The organism is Adhaeribacter sp., from assembly GCF_057359045.1.
The window spans coordinates 1-19,705 of record NZ_JBMQUD010000118.1 but is presented as its reverse complement, the minus strand read 5'-3'; the positions used below and the strand labels follow the sequence as shown (position 1 = coordinate 19,705).

At 44.0% G+C, this 19,705-nt stretch carries 15 protein-coding genes; 5 read left to right on the top strand and 10 right to left on the bottom strand.

Features of this window, described 5'->3' with window-relative positions; all coding sequences use genetic code 11:
• Position 1: 1 nt before the first annotated feature.
• Together ACO1R6_RS17620 and ACO1R6_RS17615 are read right to left on the bottom strand one after the other, a co-directional pair.
• Positions 2–1,891, bottom strand: coding sequence for a 3-keto-alpha-glucoside-1,2-lyase-like domain-containing protein (locus ACO1R6_RS17620; RefSeq protein WP_486266339.1), 1,890 nt, complete (start codon positions 1,889–1,891; stop codon positions 2–4).
• Positions 1,892–2,502: 611 nt separating this feature from the next.
• Positions 2,503–3,669, bottom strand: a complete 1,167-nt coding sequence (locus ACO1R6_RS17615; protein ID WP_486266338.1) for an FG-GAP repeat domain-containing protein — start codon at positions 3,667–3,669, stop codon at positions 2,503–2,505.
• Positions 3,670–4,122: 453 nt separating this feature from the next.
• Here ACO1R6_RS17615 and ACO1R6_RS17610 point away from each other — a divergent pair, with 453 nt between their 5' ends.
• Both ACO1R6_RS17610 and ACO1R6_RS17605 read left to right on the top strand, forming a co-directional pair.
• Positions 4,123–5,340 carry a CehA/McbA family metallohydrolase domain-containing protein gene (locus ACO1R6_RS17610; RefSeq protein ID WP_486266337.1) on the top strand — a complete coding sequence of 406 codons (1,218 nt, stop codon included), beginning with the start codon at positions 4,123–4,125 and terminating at the stop codon, positions 5,338–5,340.
• Between the two features lie 89 nt (positions 5,341–5,429).
• Positions 5,430–6,062 (top strand): class I SAM-dependent methyltransferase, encoded by a 633-nt coding sequence (locus tag ACO1R6_RS17605; RefSeq protein WP_486266336.1) that lies wholly within the window; start codon positions 5,430–5,432, stop codon positions 6,060–6,062.
• A gap of 35 nt (positions 6,063–6,097) precedes the next feature.
• Here ACO1R6_RS17605 and ACO1R6_RS17600 read toward each other — a convergent pair whose 3' ends face one another.
• Entirely contained in the window at positions 6,098–7,405 is a 1,308-nt protein-coding gene (locus ACO1R6_RS17600) for a flavin monoamine oxidase family protein (protein ID WP_486266335.1), read from the bottom strand.
• Between the two features lie 230 nt (positions 7,406–7,635).
• Positions 7,636–8,472: a DUF481 domain-containing protein gene (locus tag ACO1R6_RS17595; protein ID WP_486266334.1), complete on the bottom strand. Its 837-nt coding sequence runs from the start codon at positions 8,470–8,472 to the stop codon at positions 7,636–7,638.
• A gap of 272 nt (positions 8,473–8,744) precedes the next feature.
• Here ACO1R6_RS17595 and eboE point away from each other — a divergent pair, with 272 nt between their 5' ends.
• Together eboE and ACO1R6_RS17585 are read left to right on the top strand one after the other, a co-directional pair.
• A complete protein-coding gene (gene eboE / locus ACO1R6_RS17590) occupies positions 8,745–9,968 on the top strand; it encodes a metabolite traffic protein EboE (RefSeq protein ID WP_486266333.1) in 1,224 nt (407 codons plus the stop codon).
• 177 nt (positions 9,969–10,145) lie between these two features.
• Complete coding sequence (locus tag ACO1R6_RS17585) at positions 10,146–11,519, top strand: alkaline phosphatase family protein (RefSeq protein WP_486266332.1); 1,374 nt, start codon at positions 10,146–10,148, stop codon at positions 11,517–11,519.
• Between the two features lie 454 nt (positions 11,520–11,973).
• On the opposite strand, the gene bla is transcribed toward ACO1R6_RS17585, so the two are convergent.
• The 6 genes from bla to ACO1R6_RS17555 all read right to left on the bottom strand — a co-directional run bounded on the left by bla (position 11,974) and on the right by ACO1R6_RS17555 (position 17,264).
• A complete protein-coding gene (gene bla, locus ACO1R6_RS17580; protein ID WP_486266353.1) occupies positions 11,974–12,687 on the bottom strand; it encodes a subclass B1 metallo-beta-lactamase in 714 nt (237 codons plus the stop codon).
• A 357-nt stretch (positions 12,688–13,044) separates the two neighbouring features.
• Positions 13,045–13,623, bottom strand: coding sequence for a dihydrofolate reductase family protein (locus tag ACO1R6_RS17575; RefSeq protein WP_486266331.1), 579 nt, complete (start codon positions 13,621–13,623; stop codon positions 13,045–13,047).
• A gap of 429 nt (positions 13,624–14,052) precedes the next feature.
• A complete protein-coding gene (locus tag ACO1R6_RS17570; RefSeq protein ID WP_486266330.1) occupies positions 14,053–14,607 on the bottom strand; it encodes a hypothetical protein in 555 nt (184 codons plus the stop codon).
• 222 nt (positions 14,608–14,829) lie between these two features.
• Positions 14,830–15,606, bottom strand: a complete 777-nt coding sequence (locus ACO1R6_RS17565) for a hypothetical protein (RefSeq protein WP_486266328.1) — start codon at positions 15,604–15,606, stop codon at positions 14,830–14,832.
• A gap of 337 nt (positions 15,607–15,943) precedes the next feature.
• A complete protein-coding gene (locus ACO1R6_RS17560; RefSeq protein ID WP_486266326.1) occupies positions 15,944–16,408 on the bottom strand; it encodes a DUF4174 domain-containing protein in 465 nt (154 codons plus the stop codon).
• 268 nt (positions 16,409–16,676) lie between these two features.
• On the bottom strand, positions 16,677–17,264 hold the full coding sequence (locus tag ACO1R6_RS17555; RefSeq protein ID WP_486266325.1) for a hypothetical protein: 588 nt from the start codon (positions 17,262–17,264) through the stop codon (positions 16,677–16,679).
• Positions 17,265–17,446: 182 nt separating this feature from the next.
• On the opposite strand from ACO1R6_RS17555, the gene ACO1R6_RS17550 reads away from it, so the two are divergent.
• The coding region (locus ACO1R6_RS17550) for a DEAD/DEAH box helicase (protein ID WP_486266324.1) at positions 17,447–19,705 on the top strand (2,259 nt) is incomplete at its 3' end.

Sequence of the window (19,705 nt, the reverse complement as noted above, 5' to 3'; positions counted from 1 at the left end):
TTTACCAGATTATGGCATAATTAACCGCACCAACATTGCTCTTGGCCTCTACCGGTAAAAGCATTTCCTGGGTATTCTGACCGGCACTCCGGATAAGAGGCTTTATTTTAGGGGGTAACTCTATGTAATATTCTTTGTTATTTACCGCATATAACCCGTTGGGCAATTTGGTAATATTGCTGCCAGCGGCTACCCGGCACCATATCTCTTTATTTTCCTGGCCGGGTGTTACGGTAATGGTATGCGTTAACTTGCGGCCACCATCTTCGGTGGCAAAAGCTTCGCGTACCGAGACATTACCCAAAGTATACTTAAAAACCGGCCGGCCAGCTTTGGTAACATCGTAGCCGGTATACTGGTAAGCGGCATTAGAATCGGGCCAGGCGGCGTTTTTATCGGCTAAAAAAGCAAGCGCGGGCTTACCCGGCAACGAAATGATGCTGCCCAGCGGTACCGCCAATTGGGTTTCGCCGCGACCGTGCCACATGGGTGTGGCCTCGATAAAATTACCGCGCCAGATTTGTAAAAAATTGCCGGTCTGTAAATCATAAGTATAATTGGCACCGCCCGGTTCACCCACCGATATAACATGCGTTTTCTTTTTGCCCTGATGCTCTACAAAGCCGCGGAGCATAACCGGTTCGGTGCGGGCCATTACTGTAATTGCACCTACGGGTTCTTCGGCGCGTAAAGGCGTATTAAGGGCATTGTACGCCACACCCGGCCCACCTACCGATAAGGTAATATCGTTGCTACGGGCATACCAGTACGCCGAACTTTTAAAATAAATAAGCTCCACGGGATAGTCGCCTTTGGGCAGGTTTACTTTGCCGGAAGCAATACCCGTGCGGCCCGTTACGGTTAGCACTTTATTTCCGTTAATGGTAAGTTCGCCGGCACCGTTTATCCAGTTGGGGTTGGTATCCTGGGGTATCCAGGCCAGGTTCAGGTTAAATAAATATTCGCCGGTGGTTGGTATATGAATAGTACCCAATATTTTACCGGCAAATTTATCGCGGCTGGCAGGGGCCAGATGGGCCAGCACATCTACATTCATTTCGGCGCGGGGTGCCAGTTTAGCAAAATCGCTTAAGTTCCGGATTTCCCCTTCGTACGATTGTAGTTTTAAATTCGATAAGGTCACCTGCTCGGTGCCATAAGACCGGTAAGCCAGGTTCCGAAAAGCCATTGCCCCCTGACCCGCCTGCAACATTAAAGGACCGGTTGGCTTTTCGTCGGGAAATGCGGCACCTTGGGTTGGGCCGGTTACTTCTACGTTTTCCTGCACTATTACGCCGTTTAAAACAACTTTAATTAAGCGGGCATTTTCAGTTTTCTGACTTTGCTGGTTAAACCGCGGTGCCCGGAAAACAATACTTAAATGTTGCCAAAGGCCCGGGGCTTTACTTACGTTTTGGGCGGGCGCATGGCCTTCGTAATTTTTTTGTCCTTCGGGCCGTTTATCATCGAAGCGCTGACCAATACCGCCCGCGTCGGTGGCTTTGGGGTTTTGCTCGCCCCACGAATCGGTTAACTGCACCTCGTAGCGGCCCTGCAAAAATATACCGGAATTGGCGCCCCTTTCCAGCATAAAATCCAGTTCCAGTTCTAAATCGCCGTGCTCCAGGTTGGTAAATAAATGGGCTTGTTCGCTTTTAGCTCCGGAATTTAATAGTATGCCGGTTCCCACAGTAAGTTTAGTTTTACCGGATTTTAAAGCATTGAAATAAACATCACTTACCAGTTTCCAGTTGCCCGAAGCCGGTTTAAAAGCACTTAAATCGTTTAAAGAAATATTATTGGCCGGGAAATTAGTATCCTGGCCACGCACCGGTAGCAACTGCCCGGCACCCAAAAAAAGGGTTAATATTAAAGCTACTATTCTCTTCAAAATATTAAATTTTAACTAATTGATTTTTAAATCAGGAATGGTCGTGTGACGGCCAAAAAGCATTTTTACTTATAAATAATTGCCTGGCTTAAGCTGCGGCACCAGTACAACCATAATTATCTGTGCAGCACTGCAACAGAAACCAGCACCTCTCCGCTCTTTTAGCTTTAGCTTAGGGTAAATAGTATTATTTGTGTAGTTGTTTAATTAGATACTTGCAGATTAGGCCCATGTGGTACTGGAGCAACCCAGTAGATTGCCAAAGTGGTGCATCTGGTTTTGTTTAGCTGCCAAGCCGGTGTAGCAGATAAACGCTTATAAGTGATTTAATTGTAGACATGGGTGGATGGTTAATAAATTTATGAATACCTTATTGTTTGTTTTACAATCTTCAAAAGTACTATTTTTTCTTTACTTTAAAGTGTAACAACCACACGAAAAATTACCGGCAAATAAATTTTATTTTAAGGCTACCGATAACCCTACCCATGCCTTAAGTTATTAGACTAACTATAGACCCAGCATATTCTTATCTTGGCCGCAAATAGCCTGTAATGGCACTCTATGAAAGCGCCACCTTCTCCAAAAGAAATACGCTCCGGTTATAGCTTTTACTTAGACTTGTTCCAGTAAATTTTTAGATTTTTGGTGGCCCGGCCAGCGGCAATAATATCGGGCTTACCATCGCCATTCAGATCCTGCACCTGCAAATCTTCGGTAGCCATCCCGTTTTCGTCTATCCAGTGCGATTGCCATTGGGTACCCGCTTTATCGGTAGGAATGTAGAGTTTAATACCTACTTTATTCTCGGCATTCGGATTACGCCAGCCCGCTACTACCTGATCGCGGCCCAGACCCAATAAATCGGCAGTAGCCAGGGCATGACCTTCTTTTAAATTTTCGTCTAAAGCCTGCCGGGTAGTATTTTTCCCGAGTACGTAAACCGCAACAGCCGTACCGTGCATGGGCTCAATGGTGGCCAGAAATTTCTGATTCCCGCCCAAATTACCTACCCGTACCTCGCCGGCTCCCTGCTCTACGCCGACTATTGGTGCCGCCTGGTTATTATTTTTTTTATCGCTGAAGCCCGCCAGCAAACGTACGCCTTCTTTACTTGCAATATATAAGTCGGTGCGCTGCGGCGATTTGGTTTCTACTACGTCCAGGTTATGGGTCAGGTGCATGGTATTGTCGAGGGTAACGGTGGGCCAGGCACTACGGGGATTTGCCGGCAGTTTATACGCCAAAATATTCACGCCGGCCCCTGCCCCATCTTTGTTGCCGCGGCCATGCAGCGGCACTACCACCAGGTAAGCTGCGCCTTCTGCTGATTTAACCCAGCGCATCCGGTGCACGGTAGGTTCGTGGGGTAAGGTTACAACCTCCCAGCGTTGGGTAGGGTCTTGGGGTCGGATTAAATAATGCACCGAGCCAGATTTAGACAGATCGCTGGTTTCGCCCGGGTTCCATTGCGCTCCCACGGCTACTTCAACCTTGCCATCGCCATCCAGATCGCGGGCAGTTAGGCAAACGTTATCCCGTTCCGTCAGATTTTCTACCATTACAAACCGTTTCCAGTCGCCGTTGCGGTACCACACAAATTGCTTTTTATCGGCTAGTAAAATATCCGTTTTGCCATCGCTGTCCACATCGCCCAGGGCTAATCCGTAACCAATAGAAATATTTGCATCGAGCGTTTGGGCTTCGAACCGGGGAGTTGGCTCGGCAAAGAATAACCATTTGGCTAGCAGCGGGAATAAAATAAAAATATGAATCATGGCGCTCAATTTAGGTTGATCATCTTAATATATTCTTTGGGTAATGGTGTAACTTTCTGCTGAAAACACTTATTTCGACCAAATCTGGCGCAGAAAATATGATTAAGCCGCATTAGCCTTATTAGCCTTGTAAGCTTCCCTTTTATTTCTATATTTTAGGTTCAGACTTTAAAGTAAATTATTTCCGCAGAATTCACAAACGACCAGAATACTCTCCGGCCTTACCTTGGGGTTCAATCAGATTTTTATAAATCTAACTTAAATACTTGCTCTGCTATTAATTCTTGCCTTTTATTAAGGCCGGATAACTATAAATTAATTTATTTACAACATATTTTACTTTCACTGGCAGCGATAAAATTTACTGGCCCGCCAGATTATCAGCTCTAAACGTTACCTTGAGCATTAAAATATTACCTAACCTACCGCCTGAACTTAATCTAACCTAAAACCATGCAAAAGATCAAACCATTGTTCAGCTGTTTTCTAATGCTACTTATTTGCCTGCTGGCTACCACCACCGAAGCGCAAAAAAAGAAGGGCAAATGGTACAAAGGCAACACCCACAGCCACTCATACTGGAGCGACGGCGATGATTTTCCGGAGATGATCATGGATTGGTATAAAACACATGGTTACGATTTTATTTCTTTATCGGATCATAACATCATGGCTGCGGGCGAGTTATGGAAACCCATACCGGCGCATCCGTTCCGGCAGCAGCGTTTCCGGGAATATTTAACGAAATACGGCGAAAAATGGGTAAAATATAAAACCGATTCGGCAGGGAAGATTAGCGTTAAGCTAAAAACCTTGGCCGAATACGCGCCACTGTTCGAAGAAAAAGGCAAATTTTTAATTATTCCGGCCGAAGAAATTACTGATCGGTACCAGAGCAAACCCATTCATATAAATGCCATAAATGTAAAAGAAGTAATTAAGCCCCAGGGCGGCAGCAGCGTGGCCAACGTTATGCAAAATAATTTAGATGCCGTGTACGAACAACGCAAACGCACCGGCCAGCCCATGTTCCCGCACCTGAACCATCCTAACTTTGGCTGGGCTGTTAAAATAGAAGATATGCTGGAGATAAACGGCGAACGTTTTTTTGAAGTATACAACGGGCATCCGCACGTGCATAATTACGGCGATTCGGTTACCATGGGCATGGAAGAACTCTGGGACCGGCTACTGACCCACTACTTAAAACAAGGCAAGCCCTTGCTGTACGGCCTGGCTACCGACGACTCGCATAACTACCTGGAACACAAAGTAGGTTTAAGCAACACCGGCCGCGGCTGGATAATGGTACGGGCCACAGAACTAAGCCCCGCTGCTTTAATAAGCGCCATGGAAGCCGGCGATTTTTACGCTACTACCGGCGTAGAACTAAAGGCAATTGATTATAAAAATGGCAAATTAAACGTGCAGGTAAAACCCAAGCCGGGCGTGAATTATACCATCCAATTCTGGGGCACCAACTCCGATAAAACCGGCACTGTGTTAAAAGAAGTAAAAGGCACCCAGGCTACTTATACTTTAGGCGAGAAAGATCTGTTCGTGCGCGCCAAAATAATTTCGTCGCAACTCCAGCCCAATCCTTTTCAGGAAGGTGACTTGGAAACCGCCTGGACCCAACCGGTAACCCGCCAATCTATCCAAAAAGAATAAATAATATTTTGGCTTGAATTATTTAGCCCGACTGCAGAAATTGCCTTTATTTTTTTAATTAACTTCTTAAAACAAATTAATTTACCGCTATGAACATCCGGGAAGCTTATAATAGCTGGGCCACGCAGTACGATACCAACCACAACAAAACCCGCGATTTAGAGGGGCAGGCCCTGCGCATTAATCTCAAAAATATTCTTTTTGATAAGTGTTTAGAAATTGGTTGCGGCACCGGTAAAAACACCCAATGGCTGGTACAAAAAGCAAATCAGGTTACGGCAATAGACTTATCGGAGGAAATGCTGGCCCGGGCCCGGAGCAAAGTTTTATCGGAACGGGTTTTGTTTAAGCAAGCCGATATAAACCAGCCCTGGACTTTTGGTACTGCTGAATATAATCTGGTAAGTTTTAGTTTGGTGCTGGAACATATTTTGGATTTAAATCCTGTATTCCAGGAAGCAGCAGCGGCTTTGCTACCCGGCGGCTTTCTGTACGTAGGCGAATTGCACCCGTTTAAACAATATACCGGCACCAAAGCCCGGTTCGATACTGCCACTGGCCGGCAAGAAGTAACCTGTTATACCCACCACGTATCGGATTTTGTAGAGGCAGCCAAGTACAACGGATTGATTTTAAAAAATTTGCAGGAATATTTCGACGAGGACGACCGCACCACTATTCCCCGCATTTTAACTTTGCTTTTCCAGAAATCGAACGCATGAAGAATATCTTGCTGGTAGCTGCTGGGAATAAATATTTAAGCTAATATTTTACGGGCTACCGCGGTACCACTGGCCAAAGCGGCTTCTACGGTACCCATAGCTGGTCCCAGATAAAGGGCTTCGCCGGCCAGAAACAGGGTATCCTGGATGGGCTGGTTTAAAGTCCGGACAGCCGCCGCGCCCTGTACCGTAGCGTAAGCGTAAGCGCCGCGGGCAAACGGATCGGCAGCCCAGTTAAATACCTGGCTGGCGCGTAATTGCGTATTTAAAAAAGCAGGATTAGTTTTAAATATTTCGGCTAAATCATGTAAAGCTTCCGCCACGAGTTCTGCATCGGGTGTATTCTTTAAACTAGCGGCCGCCGGGCCACCTAGCCAGGCCGTAAGCAAAGGCACCGGTTCAGGTCGCTGCGACCACCAGGCAGTAAACAAACTGCTGTCGCTAAAAAGAAAAGCCATTTGGGGTGCCTGTTCTTTTACTGCCGGGTTTTTAAACTCTTCTTCCCAAAAAGCCTCTTTAAACTCCAAAGCAATTTTAATAACGGCACCAAAGCCCAGTAAAGCCACTGCTTCTTGTATTGAGGGCAAAGCCGGCGTAAAGCTAATGGCTCCCGGGCTGCCCGGTGCGGCCTGCAACACGCCCAGCGGCACCGTTATAATTACTTGCCGGGCCCGGTAAACGGTAGTAGCTGTTACCACTTCGGCCTGCCCCCGTTCCCACCGAATTTCCTGCACCACCGCATTTAAATTAATTTTGCAACCTGCTTTTTCGCTTTCGGTGGCCAGGAAACCGATAAGCTGCCCATAACCGCCCACGGGATGGTCGGAGCCGGTGGCCCCACCGCTTTGCCATTCTTCGCGCAAGGCAAATGTGCTTACTATATGGGTATCGGCGGCATCGTACCCCTCAGCAAACCGAATAATGGCCTGACGCAAGTATTTATATTCGTCGCCGGTTAAATATTCTTCTAAAAAGTCAGCCAAGGGCATATCCTGGGGCAAGGCTTCGAGCTTTTGCAACAACACCTCAAAATCATCGAAAAACGCTTCTGACGCTTGTAATTGACCATTTTTTACCTGGTAATTTTTGCCGTCCATCTCGTAAGAAGCTATACTGGCTTCTTGTAGCAGCGCCTGCGTGAGCGGCAGCTCGCCATGAATAAATTCGGCCCCGGCCTCTACGGACTTAGAAAAATCACCACTCTCGTAAGTAAAAATACGGCCACCCAGGCGATTACGGGCCTCCAGCACCTCTACTGTCTTGCCAGCTTGGGCCAGAATGCGGGCCGCTGTCAGGCCACAGGCACCCGCGCCAATAATAATTACATCGGCTAAATAATTCATGCTATGCCTCTACGGCTTTGGCGGTGTGGCGATGAATTTTGAATGAATATTTTTTGACTGCACCGGTAGAACCCGCTTAGATTTTTAAAAATGTTTTAAAGTCTGCCCTTGCCGTATTTTTTCACCGGCAAGAAGTTGCGCCTAGGCTCAAAGATGGGCGGTGATAACACCACCCATGGCGGCCAGAAGTACTTTTGAAGAAACGCGAAACAGATTTATAGAAATATTCCTTAATGTCGTTTGCCTACCGAAAAACCAAAAGTTAAGCGCGAATCGTTCTTTTTGCGGCCGGGCTCCACTACACTTTCAAAGGTATTTTCGAAGCTCGTCCGAATATTGACCCAGGTAGTTAAAGGCAACTCCAGGGTGAGCAAAGTATTCCAGCGCAGGTTAGAAAACTTATTGAGCGATGGTTGTAAAAAAGTAATATGGTTAAACCGGATTTTATCCTGCAACAAAGAATGTTTACCCTTCAGGCGGGTAGATAAGCGGTGCGTGGTTATGGTAGCCCGCTCCCGGAAATTTGTAGATTCGTCGATAACAGCGTTGGTTAAAGACAAATTATGGTGGTCGGATTTGTATAACCGCAAGCCAATACCCACCCCGGCCAAACGCCGTAAAGTTATTCCCCGCAAGTTGCTGGTTTCAATGGTACCCATGGCAAAACCATAAAGCCGGTTTTCGCGGTAAATATCCGCTGCTAAATCTACGTATACATCCTGTTCGGCGAGTACCCGGTTTTGCCGCCCGTAAGTAAACCGCGGGTTAGTAGTAAGTGAAACCACCGGCCCCAGCGAGGCAAACTCGGCCCGCATAATTACCAAGGTCCGGTTTATATTGCCCCGGGTAAAATTGCCGTCGCCGATAAAGCGGTAATTCAGGCTATCGAATAAAACAAACTTTTTCTTAGGCGGGGCTAAAGTATCGGTTAGAGTAGGTAAAACTATTACGGTATTGGCAGAACTTACAGTATCGGGTGCTGTAACCTGAGCTGCCACGGGCTGCCCACCCAAACCAAATAAGAGAAGAATTAAGCCGGTTAAAAAATTGAGCGTAAATCTGTTCATAGCTTAAAGGTAAGCCCGCCCCGGCTATAAATCAAAATTCACGAACTGCGGCCTGCTGCCCAGCCAATATTTATGGCTGCAAAGATATATTTATAAATATCTAAATATCAAATATTTGAACATCAATAGGCAATTATTTACTGGCCGGGTTAATTGCCGCAGAATTTTAACCTGACACATTACCCGCAACAGAAATTTTAAAAAATACCGCACATCTTTGCCCGAATGACGTTATCTTTCAGACTGGTTTAGGCTTACAACGTTAAAATATTATGAACATAGGCAAAGGCTACCATTTAACTTATTGTACCAATATTCATCCCGGCGAGACTTGGGCCACTACCTTCGAAACGTTAAAAACTTACGTTTTACCCATAAAGGCCAATATTTCGCCGAACAAGCCGTTTGGCATTGGTTTGCGCTTATCGGGGGCCGTGAGCTTGGAACTGGAGCAAAACCAGAATTTATCCGAATTTAAAAACTGGCTGTACGACAACGGCTTATATGTGCACATAATTAATGGGTTTCCGTACGGCAGTTTTCATGGCACGGCGGTAAAAGACCAGGTGCACCAACCCGACTGGACCACCACCGAGCGGCTGGAGTATACCAAACGGCTGGCCCGGATTTTATCGTTTTTGTTACCCGAAGAATTAGACGGCGGCATTTCTACGTCGCCGCTGTCGTATAAACCTTGGTTAAACAACGACCCTGAAAAAACCGCAACGGTGTTCCGGCAAAGCACCCAGCATCTGGCTTTACTCGTCGAGGATTTAATGCACCGCCGGGGCCATACCGGCAAACTTATTCATATTGATATTGAACCCGAACCCGATGGCTTACTCGAAACCTCAACCGAATTTTTAAGTTATTACGATAACTGGTTGCTGCCGCAAGTAAGTAATTATTTACAAAGCCGCCTGGGCATAAGCGAAGCCAATGCCATAGAAGCCGTAAAAACCCACATCAGGTTGTGTTTTGATGTTTGCCATTTTGCTTTGGCTTACGAAGATGCCGCCGAGGTTTTTGACCACCTGGAAAAGAAAAATATTAAAGTAGGCCGGGTACAAATTAGCGCGGCGCTTAAAGCCGATTTACCCGCTGATCCGGCGGCCCGCCAGGATTTGGCCGAACAGTTTAAACAGTTTGAGGAATCTACGTACCTGCACCAGGTAGTAGTGCGCAACACCAACGGCACCCTAACCCAGTACCCCGATTTACCGCAGGCCCTCGAAAATATTAATAACCCGGAGGCCGCCGAGTGGCGCTCGCATTTTCACGTTCCGGTTTTCCTGGACCGCTACCACCAATTGCAATCTACCCAGTCCGAAATAATAAAGGTGCTGCAAATACTCGAAACCAAACCAGTTACCAAATACCTGGAAGTAGAAACTTATACCTGGGAAGTATTACCGCCGGAAATTAAGCAAGATTTAGGGGCATCTATCCAGCGCGAACTGGAGTGGGTGCTGCAAAAACTGAAGTTAACCGAGTAATTTATTGCGTAAAAAATTCGTGGGCATAAATTTATTTATCCTGATAAGAAAAAAAATTATTTGTAGCCAGACAAAAGATATTTGCTCTTTGTTTTGTACATACACCGGCTTCCGCAATAAATATTTAATTACTGATGTGCTTACTTCTTAAGAAGTAGCTAAAAATAAGAATTACCCATGCGTAAAACCATAGTTATAGATGTTGTTGGCCTTACCCAGCGCCTGATTGGCGAACATACCCCTTTCCTGAAAAAATGGTCAGAGCAGGCGCAACTGGCCCAGGTGGGCCACGTGTTGCCGGCAGTTACCTGCTCGGTGCAAGCTACCTACATGACCGGCAAATGGCCCACCGAACATGGCATTGTGGGCAACGGCTGGTATTTCCGGGATGAGTGCGAAATAAAACTCTGGCGGCAATCAAATAAACTGGTACAGGCCCCTAAAATATGGGAAGTAGCTAAAGCCCAGGACCCTACTTTTACCTTTGCCAATATTTGCTGGTGGTATGCCATGTACAGCACCGCCGACTACACTGTAACGCCGCGCCCGCAATATTTAGCTGATGGCCGCAAAATGCCCGATTGTTATACTTACCCCATGGAACTGCGCGACCACTTGCAAGCCAAGTTAGGTACTTTTCCGTTGTTTGATTACTGGGGACCCAAAACCAATATTCGGTCGAGCCGCTACATTGCCAATGCCGCCATTGAGGTAGATAAACTGCACCACCCTACTCTTACCATGGTTTATTTACCGCACCTCGATTATAACCCGCAGCGGCACGGCCCCGGCCACCCCAGCATTAACCAAGACTTAAAAGAAATAGATGCCGTGCTCGAAGACCTGATTACCTACTTCGAAAGCCAGCAGGCCCAGGTTATTCTGCTCTCGGAATACGGTATTACGCCCGTAAACCAGCCCATCCATATTAACCGGGCTTTGCGGGAGCATGGGTATATTTCGGTGCGCGAAGAGCGGGGCACCGAGCTGCTGGATGCGGGTACCTGTAAAGCTTTTGCCCTGGCCGACCACCAGGTGGCGCACGTGTACGTGAATGATTTATCTAAACTGGAAGAAGTACGGCAATTGGTAAAAAGTTTGCCAGGCGTAGAAAAAGTAATTGGCCCCGAAGAAAAAGCCGCCTACCACATAGACCACGAGCGGGCCGGGGAATTAATAGCCATTGCCGATAAAAATTCCTGGTTTACTTACTACTACTGGCTCGACGACGACCGTGCCCCCGATTTTGCCCGCGTTGTAGACATTCACAAGAAACCCGGCTACGACCCCGTAGAAATGCACACCAACCCCGATATTAAGTTCTTGGTACCAAAAGTAGGCCTGAAAGTACTAAAGAAAAAACTCGGCTTCCGGATGCTGATGGATATTATTCCGTTAGATGCCACTTTAATTAAAGGTTCGCACGGCCGTAAACCCGAAGACCCGGCCGATGGAGCCATTATTTTAACCAAAAGCGCCCAATTATTACCCGATAAAAACATAGAAGCCACGGCTGTTTTCGATGTAATAATGGCACACCTGAAAAGCTAATGGCTTATTTGCTCAATCTAAACTTTCACTAAGTATAATCTATGCTTAAGCTATTACAATGCTTCTAGTTTGTAGCCTTATAAACTAGAAGCATTGTAATGAATAAAAATTATTTAAAATAAGTACTAAGACAAAATATAGATTAAACCATCCGCACTTGTCATACTGAAAGACATCTATTGAGTTACTTGCAGTTTAGTCAGAACATTCTTTACACCATAACCGAAGTGATAAACCAAAATATATCAAACTAATTTTGTTCAGATACTTACTGGTTATAGCTTATCCGGCAGATAGCTTTGGATTAAAAAATATTTAGAATTAAGTTTAAAAAGCCGCTGGAGTGCCATGGGTGGTGTTTTCACCGCCCAACTTTGAGCCTAGGCGCAACTTCTTACCGGTGAAAACGCCCGGCAGGGGCAAACTTTAGATGTATTTAAAATACGAATCAGGTTTACTGTTTAAACAGCTTAATGGTATAGTCTAGTAACGCTGTTCCGCCGGGTTGGCCGTGGCCCGGAATAACAAGTTTTGCCTCCGGATATTTTGCTTTTAGCTTTGCAACAGTTTGGGGCCAGGCCATTGTATCGGCATCGGCTAAATTACCTTTGCCCGCTCCTACTTCTTTAATTAAGCAGCCGCCAAACATAATTTTCTCTTCCGGGAAGTACCCAATTACATTATCCGGGGTATGGCCGGCGCCTACAAATTCGGTCAGTACTTTTTTATTGCTCACCTTTAGTTCCAGCAAATCTGTAAACGCATTTTCCGGAACTATTAACTGCTTGCTACGGGCAATATTTATAGTTAAATTATTAGCGTAAGAAGGTATTTTATGCTGATGAAAAGCCGCTAAACCACCCAAACAATCTTCGTGAAAATGGGTCGGGATAATGGCTATTATTTTACATTTGAGGTTACGCCGTACCCAGTTAATTAATTCTAAAGAAGTAGCATTATCGGTGGTGGTATTAAAAATGATGGCTTCGCGGTTTTTATAAACAATCATACCGTTGCAGGCCACCTTACCAAAACTTTTGGTTTCCAAAAAAGAGGTGTGCTGGTAAACCTGCTGCCCTACTTTTTTAAGTATCAGCTTATCCGATAAAGAAACAATTTGGTTCTGGGCTGTTTTGGCGGGGCTAAACCCTAAACTTAATAAACTAATAAATAATCAGTTAAACCACCCTATCATATTTTAAATATACGCTTATTTACCAACTGTTCCGCAAGTTTTCTATTCACGAATTGTTAAGAATTTATAGGTATAATCCGTGGTTTGTAAGTCGATTGTTCTTGTCAGGCACTGATAAGGTCTCACAATTTACAACCTCTCCAGCAAGAATATCTTTATCTTCTCCTCAACCCAAAACCAACAAGCATATTAATGCAACATAAAGCCGATTCATAAGCTCTGTTATATTACTAAAGAGCTATTTTACCTTAACAGGGTTGCATTAAGTAAAATATTAATTCCTTGGCAACCTACTTGGTTATTAGCTGTTTATTGCAGGGCATAGCCAATTTATAATGACTTTTGTTTGGGCTCGTAATGCAGCACTACAATGCCGCATTCGAAAGGGGTAGCTTTTACTAAAGTAAGGTTAAGAGTAGTAGTTAGTTCTTTAAAAACAGGCAAGCCGTTGCCAATGGCCGTTGGGTTAATAAACAAATGAAATTCATCAATAAGGTCTTGCTTTATAAGCGACGACACAAAAGTTGCCCCACCGTACGCAATCATATCACCTCCGGCTTGTTCCTTCAGTTTAGTTACTTCTTCGGCTAAATTGCTTTTGGCTATAACGGTGTTTTCCCAGGCAGACTGCTCCAGGGTTTTGGTAAAAACTACTTTGGGTGTATCGGTAAATTTTTGGCCGGCTGCTACTTCCGGGTTTTCCGGATCGGCGGCCACACTGGCCCAATACGGAATAAATCCTTCGGCTAGTTTGCGCCCTAACAAAATACAATCAACCGGTTCCGTTAAATTCTGTACATATTGCTTCAAGGCATCGTCCCAATTGTAAGTCATCCAATCCATTTCGCCATGTACCCCGCCAATATAACCATCGAGGGTCATTTGTACCTGCAGCTTTAATTTTCTCATTGTAATTTAGATTTATAATGCGATTTGTACTGCCTCAAAGATAGCAGCCCGGCCCATTTTACGAAGAGTGCGTTTACGCCATTTTAAGAGGCATTTGCGACACCTTTTTTGTAAATTTAAAGAAAAGCCTTTAGAAGAAATATCCTTCTGTAGTTTGTTGCGCGGTTACTTTGTTTTATCGCTTAAAATATCTCTTTTTAGATCAGCGCAAACCCTGATCAATTAAGTTTTAGCTACGGTGCAGGGTTCTCGGCTCTTTCGTTGTCGGCGGCTGGGCCAGTTAGCCCAATATTATCACAGGGGTTAGGTCGGCTAACCTCCTGTCCTTAACTATGACAGCTATATTCTAAAAGTCAGGTAATATTTTAATGGTGTAGCCATTGTTTTATACCACATCAATCTGTTTGCAGTAAGTCATACAGGAATAAATTAAAAATATAAAAAGCGTTTAATTTCTATATCCCTCCATACAACTTTTGCCCCATCCCAATAAAATAAACTTAACTTATTACCTGTTATTTCATAATTAATATCTTCCAATCTATATTTATAAAATAAAGGCTTTACAGCCATTAAGCCAGGCAATATAGTTTTCTCTTGTCTTACTACTATTCCAAACGCTGTGGTAGCGCCGCCATTTGTCCGGTAAATGGCAACGCCATTCTTTAGTTGATGTACCTTTTTAAAACTACCATCTAAGTTATTATGCAAAGGCGGTAAAGAGGCAATTTTAAAACAGAAAACAATAAAACACAACAAGCAAACCGGAGCAACTAACAAGTACCCTAAAAGAGCAATAAACTTAATTTTTACTTTACTTAATTTTATAAAAAGTACAACACAAAGTACAATAGGTATTGCACTTGCCAGAAGAGAGAAAAAATCGTTTGCAAAATTATTTGTGAATCGCAGCACAGGAAATCGCCAGTTAATAACTACCAGCGTAAATATAATTGCAAGAAGCAAAATGTATTTATTTTGCATTGGTTGTAGTGATTAAAAAGACCCAGATATACGCACGGTCTTTGCCCTATTACTGCTTTTATATTAACTGTTAGCTGCTACAATTCTTAACTTTTAGATTAATTGATTTACTCTCTTCTTGTTTAAACCAAACAATGTTGGTAGCCGGCCTTTTCCTGTACCAATATGTTTTATATTCAGGTAGATATAATTTCCACCAGAAATCACGGCTATCCTTTGTTTTTATTTAAAAGTATATTTAAGGCTTTCTACTAATTTATTTTGTTCAGCTATTAAATGTTCTTTTAACTCTTTCTTTTTCTCATTGTCAAGCGGCTTACCAAATGCCTGTGCAAGATAGGCGTCATGGCGGGCGTTATTTTCACTTTTTACAGTGTTAAAATATTTAATAAGTCTGGGAGTGGCTTCAAAATAAAATATATCAGAATTAGGAATGCCATTCAGCGATTTATAAACTATTTTATCACAATTTAAATCTTTTAAAAGCGCAAGAATTTCTTTGTCTTTGGGCGAATTATAAAGATGTATTTTGTAAAAATTATCTTGCAGAAAGGCACCATATCTAAGAAAAACACCCGTTAAAAAGGAATATTTCTTTTCTTCTGAGTCAAAAATATTATCTTTTAAATTCCCCTTTTCGTCATAATAGCTGTGTAGTTTGTTGGCCATTGTTTCGGAAAACATTGCGTTAGCATTATTCTTTTGATTAACCAACTCCACCTTCGTTTTATAATTATCTAAGATAACTTTAGACAAATAATTAACTAATGATCCTTCATAAGGATAATATCTGTCAATTTGTTTTTTCCGATCTATGGCATAAAACCTTCCCCCATAATCGGACAAAGTTCCCAAAATAAAAAATTCCGGATTTAGTTTAATCTCAAAGTTTGTACTGTCTTGGGGTTTGCCAAACCCAGTTGAGGGCGGTTGTTGACCGAAAGATTGAATATTGATAATTGTACTAAGAAGTAGAATAATTACAAATTCCTTTTTCATTTTGATTTTCTGTTAGATTTTCGATTACTTACAACAATTAGACATACTGGATTCCTACAGGTATTTGCACTATAAAAAGATAGCCCGTAGTTTTTTAATAATGGTATTTTAAATATTTGCTGCGACCACCGGTAAACAAATATCTACCTGCTAAATATATAGAATATTTTAAATTTATTCAGGATAAAACGCTAATTTAGTAAGCGTAATTTTTACTGTAGCTTAGGCACTTAAACGTACCACTAACCAGGTTTATAGCACAAAAAAGGCAGAACCAAATTTTTGTTAGTCCTGCCAAAGTTAAAAAAGGTTAAAGCCCTGAAAAAGTAATAATTTACTACCGGAGCTTTTGTCGTAATTCCTGCTGGCGCATGGGCATACCATCTACAATCTGAAATATTTTTGAAGGGTTTAAGACTTCCTGGGTGCGGTATTTTTCGCCGCCATCTTTGCCAATTAGTATAACCTCAAAGGCCGCAGGTTTAACATTGTAATGCTCGCGCAAAGCTTTAGCAGTGGGCAAATTGTCGGGTTGGGAATCAGAACTTCTTACCTGGGTTTCTAATACACCCAACGTAACCAAATCGCGGGAATTCATTTCGGAATGGGCTTGTTTTAATAAATTTTGTTGTTTCTGCCACTGGGCATCGGCGGCAGTAGGCGCAAAAACCAATACTACCCGTTTATCCCATTTATAAGGTTTTAACATGTGCAGCATTGGTTTAGATTGGGCCTGCGCTGTTTGCAGGTTAAGCCCTAACATAAAAATCAAAGCCAATATATATACGCTGTATTTCCCCACGCTTATCTTAATTTAATACAATCTTAATTTATTTTTGGTTTACTACCAATAAAGCCCTCTGCGCATTAACCCAAACCAAATCTGGCACAACCGTGCGTAATACGTAAGCAAAACCCATTTCCGTTACAACTTAGCGCTTTCTTTTATCCTAAAGCAAGCCTTGTGCCAACCCTGGCTGGCTTAGCTTAAAAAGCGTAAATTAACCTATTGGCCAGTTTCTGTTTATTACCGGCTAAATTTATTTACCGGCCTGGTAAAAAGCCCATTATTACGGAATAGCCAAATTGGTAATACGCATTTCCAGTAAAATTGCGGTTCTGGCATCGCGCCGCTGCCGTACTTCGTGCCGCACCAGGTAGGCCAGCCACAGCAGCATAATAAACAGGTAAGGTGTTAAAATATTCAGGTACAAAAATTTGCGGTGGGTGGTATGCCGGTGACCGCCCGAAATAAAATACCCCACCACACAGGCAAAAGAAAGCAACAGCAGCGGCAAAGTAAGCACCAACATAATGTACATTCCCCACCAGTTCTCGAAAGCAAACACAAAAGTAATGCAGGCCAACGCAATAGATAAGCTACTAAACGCCCCCAGAAAAGCCAGTTGCGGGCGTGCATACACGTAAACAAAGGCAATGCCGGTTTGGAGAAAAAACAAAAAAGAAAGCAAGAACAAGGCAAAAACAAATACCAGGTGCTCGCCGGGTAAATGCATAAAATTAAGCACCATACCTACCAGAACCAGCATTCCGGTCAGGTACAGGGCCGACGTGAAAGCACTTAAAAACAAACCCAGCTTATAATTTAGCGCCGCTTTAAAGGTTTGCTGATCGGGAGCAAGTACAAGTTGTTTCATGGCAAAACGTTGCCCACTCTGGGGTAGATTTTTTACATAGTTTAGAATTTATTTAATTATTCAGAATAATATACGCAATAATTAAAGATAATGATTTTAGCTTGCAATAACCATTAAGTAAAGTAATTAGTAAAGCACAAAAAGCATTATCTTTGCATTTTATTTAGACAAACCGATTACCCTTGAAAGTTAAAGATTTTCTGGAACTTTACCGCCGCGATGCCCTGGTAAATACCGTGGCCGAACAGCTAAAATCTGCACCGGCATTTCATGTGCAGCTAAAAGGTTTGGTAGGTAGCCTCGATGCCGTTTTAAGTGCGGCTGTAGCGGGTATCCTGGACGATGCCAACCACCTGATTATTTTGCACGACAAAGAAGAGGCGGCTTATTTTCACTCCGACCTTCAAAGTATATTCGACGGCGATAAAGAAACGTTGCTGTTTCCGTCGTCGTACAAACGGGCTTATTCTTTCGACGAAACCGAAAACGCCAATATTCTCATGCGGGCCGAAGTACTCAATTTGCTCAACAGCAAATCCGGCAAAGGCATGGTGGTGGTTACGTATCCCGAAGCGCTCGTCGAAAAAGTAATTAATAAAAAATCACTCGTCGAGAACACCTTTGGTGCCAAAGTAGGCGAAAAACTCGATACCAATTTCCTGAACGAAGTTTTAACCGAATACGATTTTGAACGCACCGATTTCGTGTACGAACCTGGCCAGTTTGCTATTAGGGGTGGTATTGTTGATATATTTTCGTATGCCAACGATTTGCCTTACCGCATTGAGTTATTCGGCGACGAAATAGAAAGCATCCGGACGTTTAACCCCAATACGCAGCTTTCCGTCGAGACCAAAACGCAAATCTCGATTGTGCCCAACGTACAAACCAAGCTGCTGCAGGAAACCCGCGAACCGTTTCTGCAATTTATTCCGGCCAATACCAAAATCTGGTTTAAAGATGCCCGGCATACTTTCGATATTATCGACGAATCGTACGATAAAGCGGTACAGGCTTTTGAATATTTAATGCTTACAAGCGGAGGCACCCAGATAGTGTCTAAACCCGAAGATTTGTTTGAGAGTGCTAAAACTTTTAAAAAGCACCTCTATAACTTTGTTACCGTGGAGTTTGGCAAGCGTTTCCATTTTAAAACGCCCGAAATTATTCGGTTTGAGGTAAAGCCGCAGCCCTCGTTTAACAAAGATTTTAAACTGCTGGTCAATAACCTCCACGAAAACCAATCGCATAACCTTGTAAATATTATTGCCGCCGACTCGCCGCGCCAGATCGATCGCTTAACCACTATTTTCGACGAACTCGACCACGACGTAAAATTCCAGCATTTGGGTATTTCGCTGCGCGAAGGGTTTATTGACGAAAACGCCAAAATTGCGCTGTATACCGACCACCAGTTATTTGAGCGGTACTACAAATACAAAACAAAAGAAAAGTTCTCGAAGAGCAAAGCCTTAACCCTGAAAGAACTGCGGGCGCTGCACCCCGGCGATTACGTTACGCACGTAGATTATGGCATTGGGCGCTTTGCCGGCCTGGAGAAAGTAGATGTGGGTGGCCGCATGCAGGAAGCCATCCGGTTGGTTTACCGCGACGACGATTTGTTGTATGTGAGCATCCATGCGCTGCATAAAATCAGCAAATATACCGGCAAAGAAGGCACGCCGCCCACCATGAGCAAACTGGGCTCGCCGGAGTGGGAAAACAAAAAATCGCGCGTAAAGAAAAAGGTTAAAGATATTGCCGAAGAGCTGATTAAACTTTACGCCAAGCGCAAGAGTGCGCCGGGTTACGCCTATAGCCGCGATGGCTTTTTGCAGGCCGAGTTGGAATCGTCGTTTATTTACGAAGACACCCCCGACCAGGGCAAAGCCACCGAGGATGTAAAAGCCGATATGGAGCAACCGCACCCCATGGACCGTTTGGTCTGCGGCGACGTGGGATTTGGTAAAACCGAAGTAGCTATTCGGGCGGCTTTTAAAGCGGCTTGCGACGGCAAACAGGTAGCCGTTTTAGTGCCCACTACCATTCTGGCGATGCAGCATTACAAAACCTTCCGCGACCGGCTCGAAAAATTTCCGATAAACGTGGAATTTATTAATCGGTTTAAAACGGCCAAAGACATAAAAGAAACCCTGAAACGCGTAGCCGAAGGCAAAACCGATATTTTAATTGGCACACACCGCATCGTAAGCAAAGACGTGAAGTTTAAGGATTTGGGGCTGATGATTATTGATGAGGAGCAGAAATTTGGCGTAAAAACCAAAGAGCGCCTGAAAGAAATGCGCGTCAACGTCGATTCGCTAACGCTTTCGGCTACACCTATTCCGCGTACGCTGCACTTTTCGATGATGGGTGCCCGCGACTTGTCGGTAATCGCCACGCCGCCGCCTAACCGGCAGCTCGTACAAACCGAGCTGCAC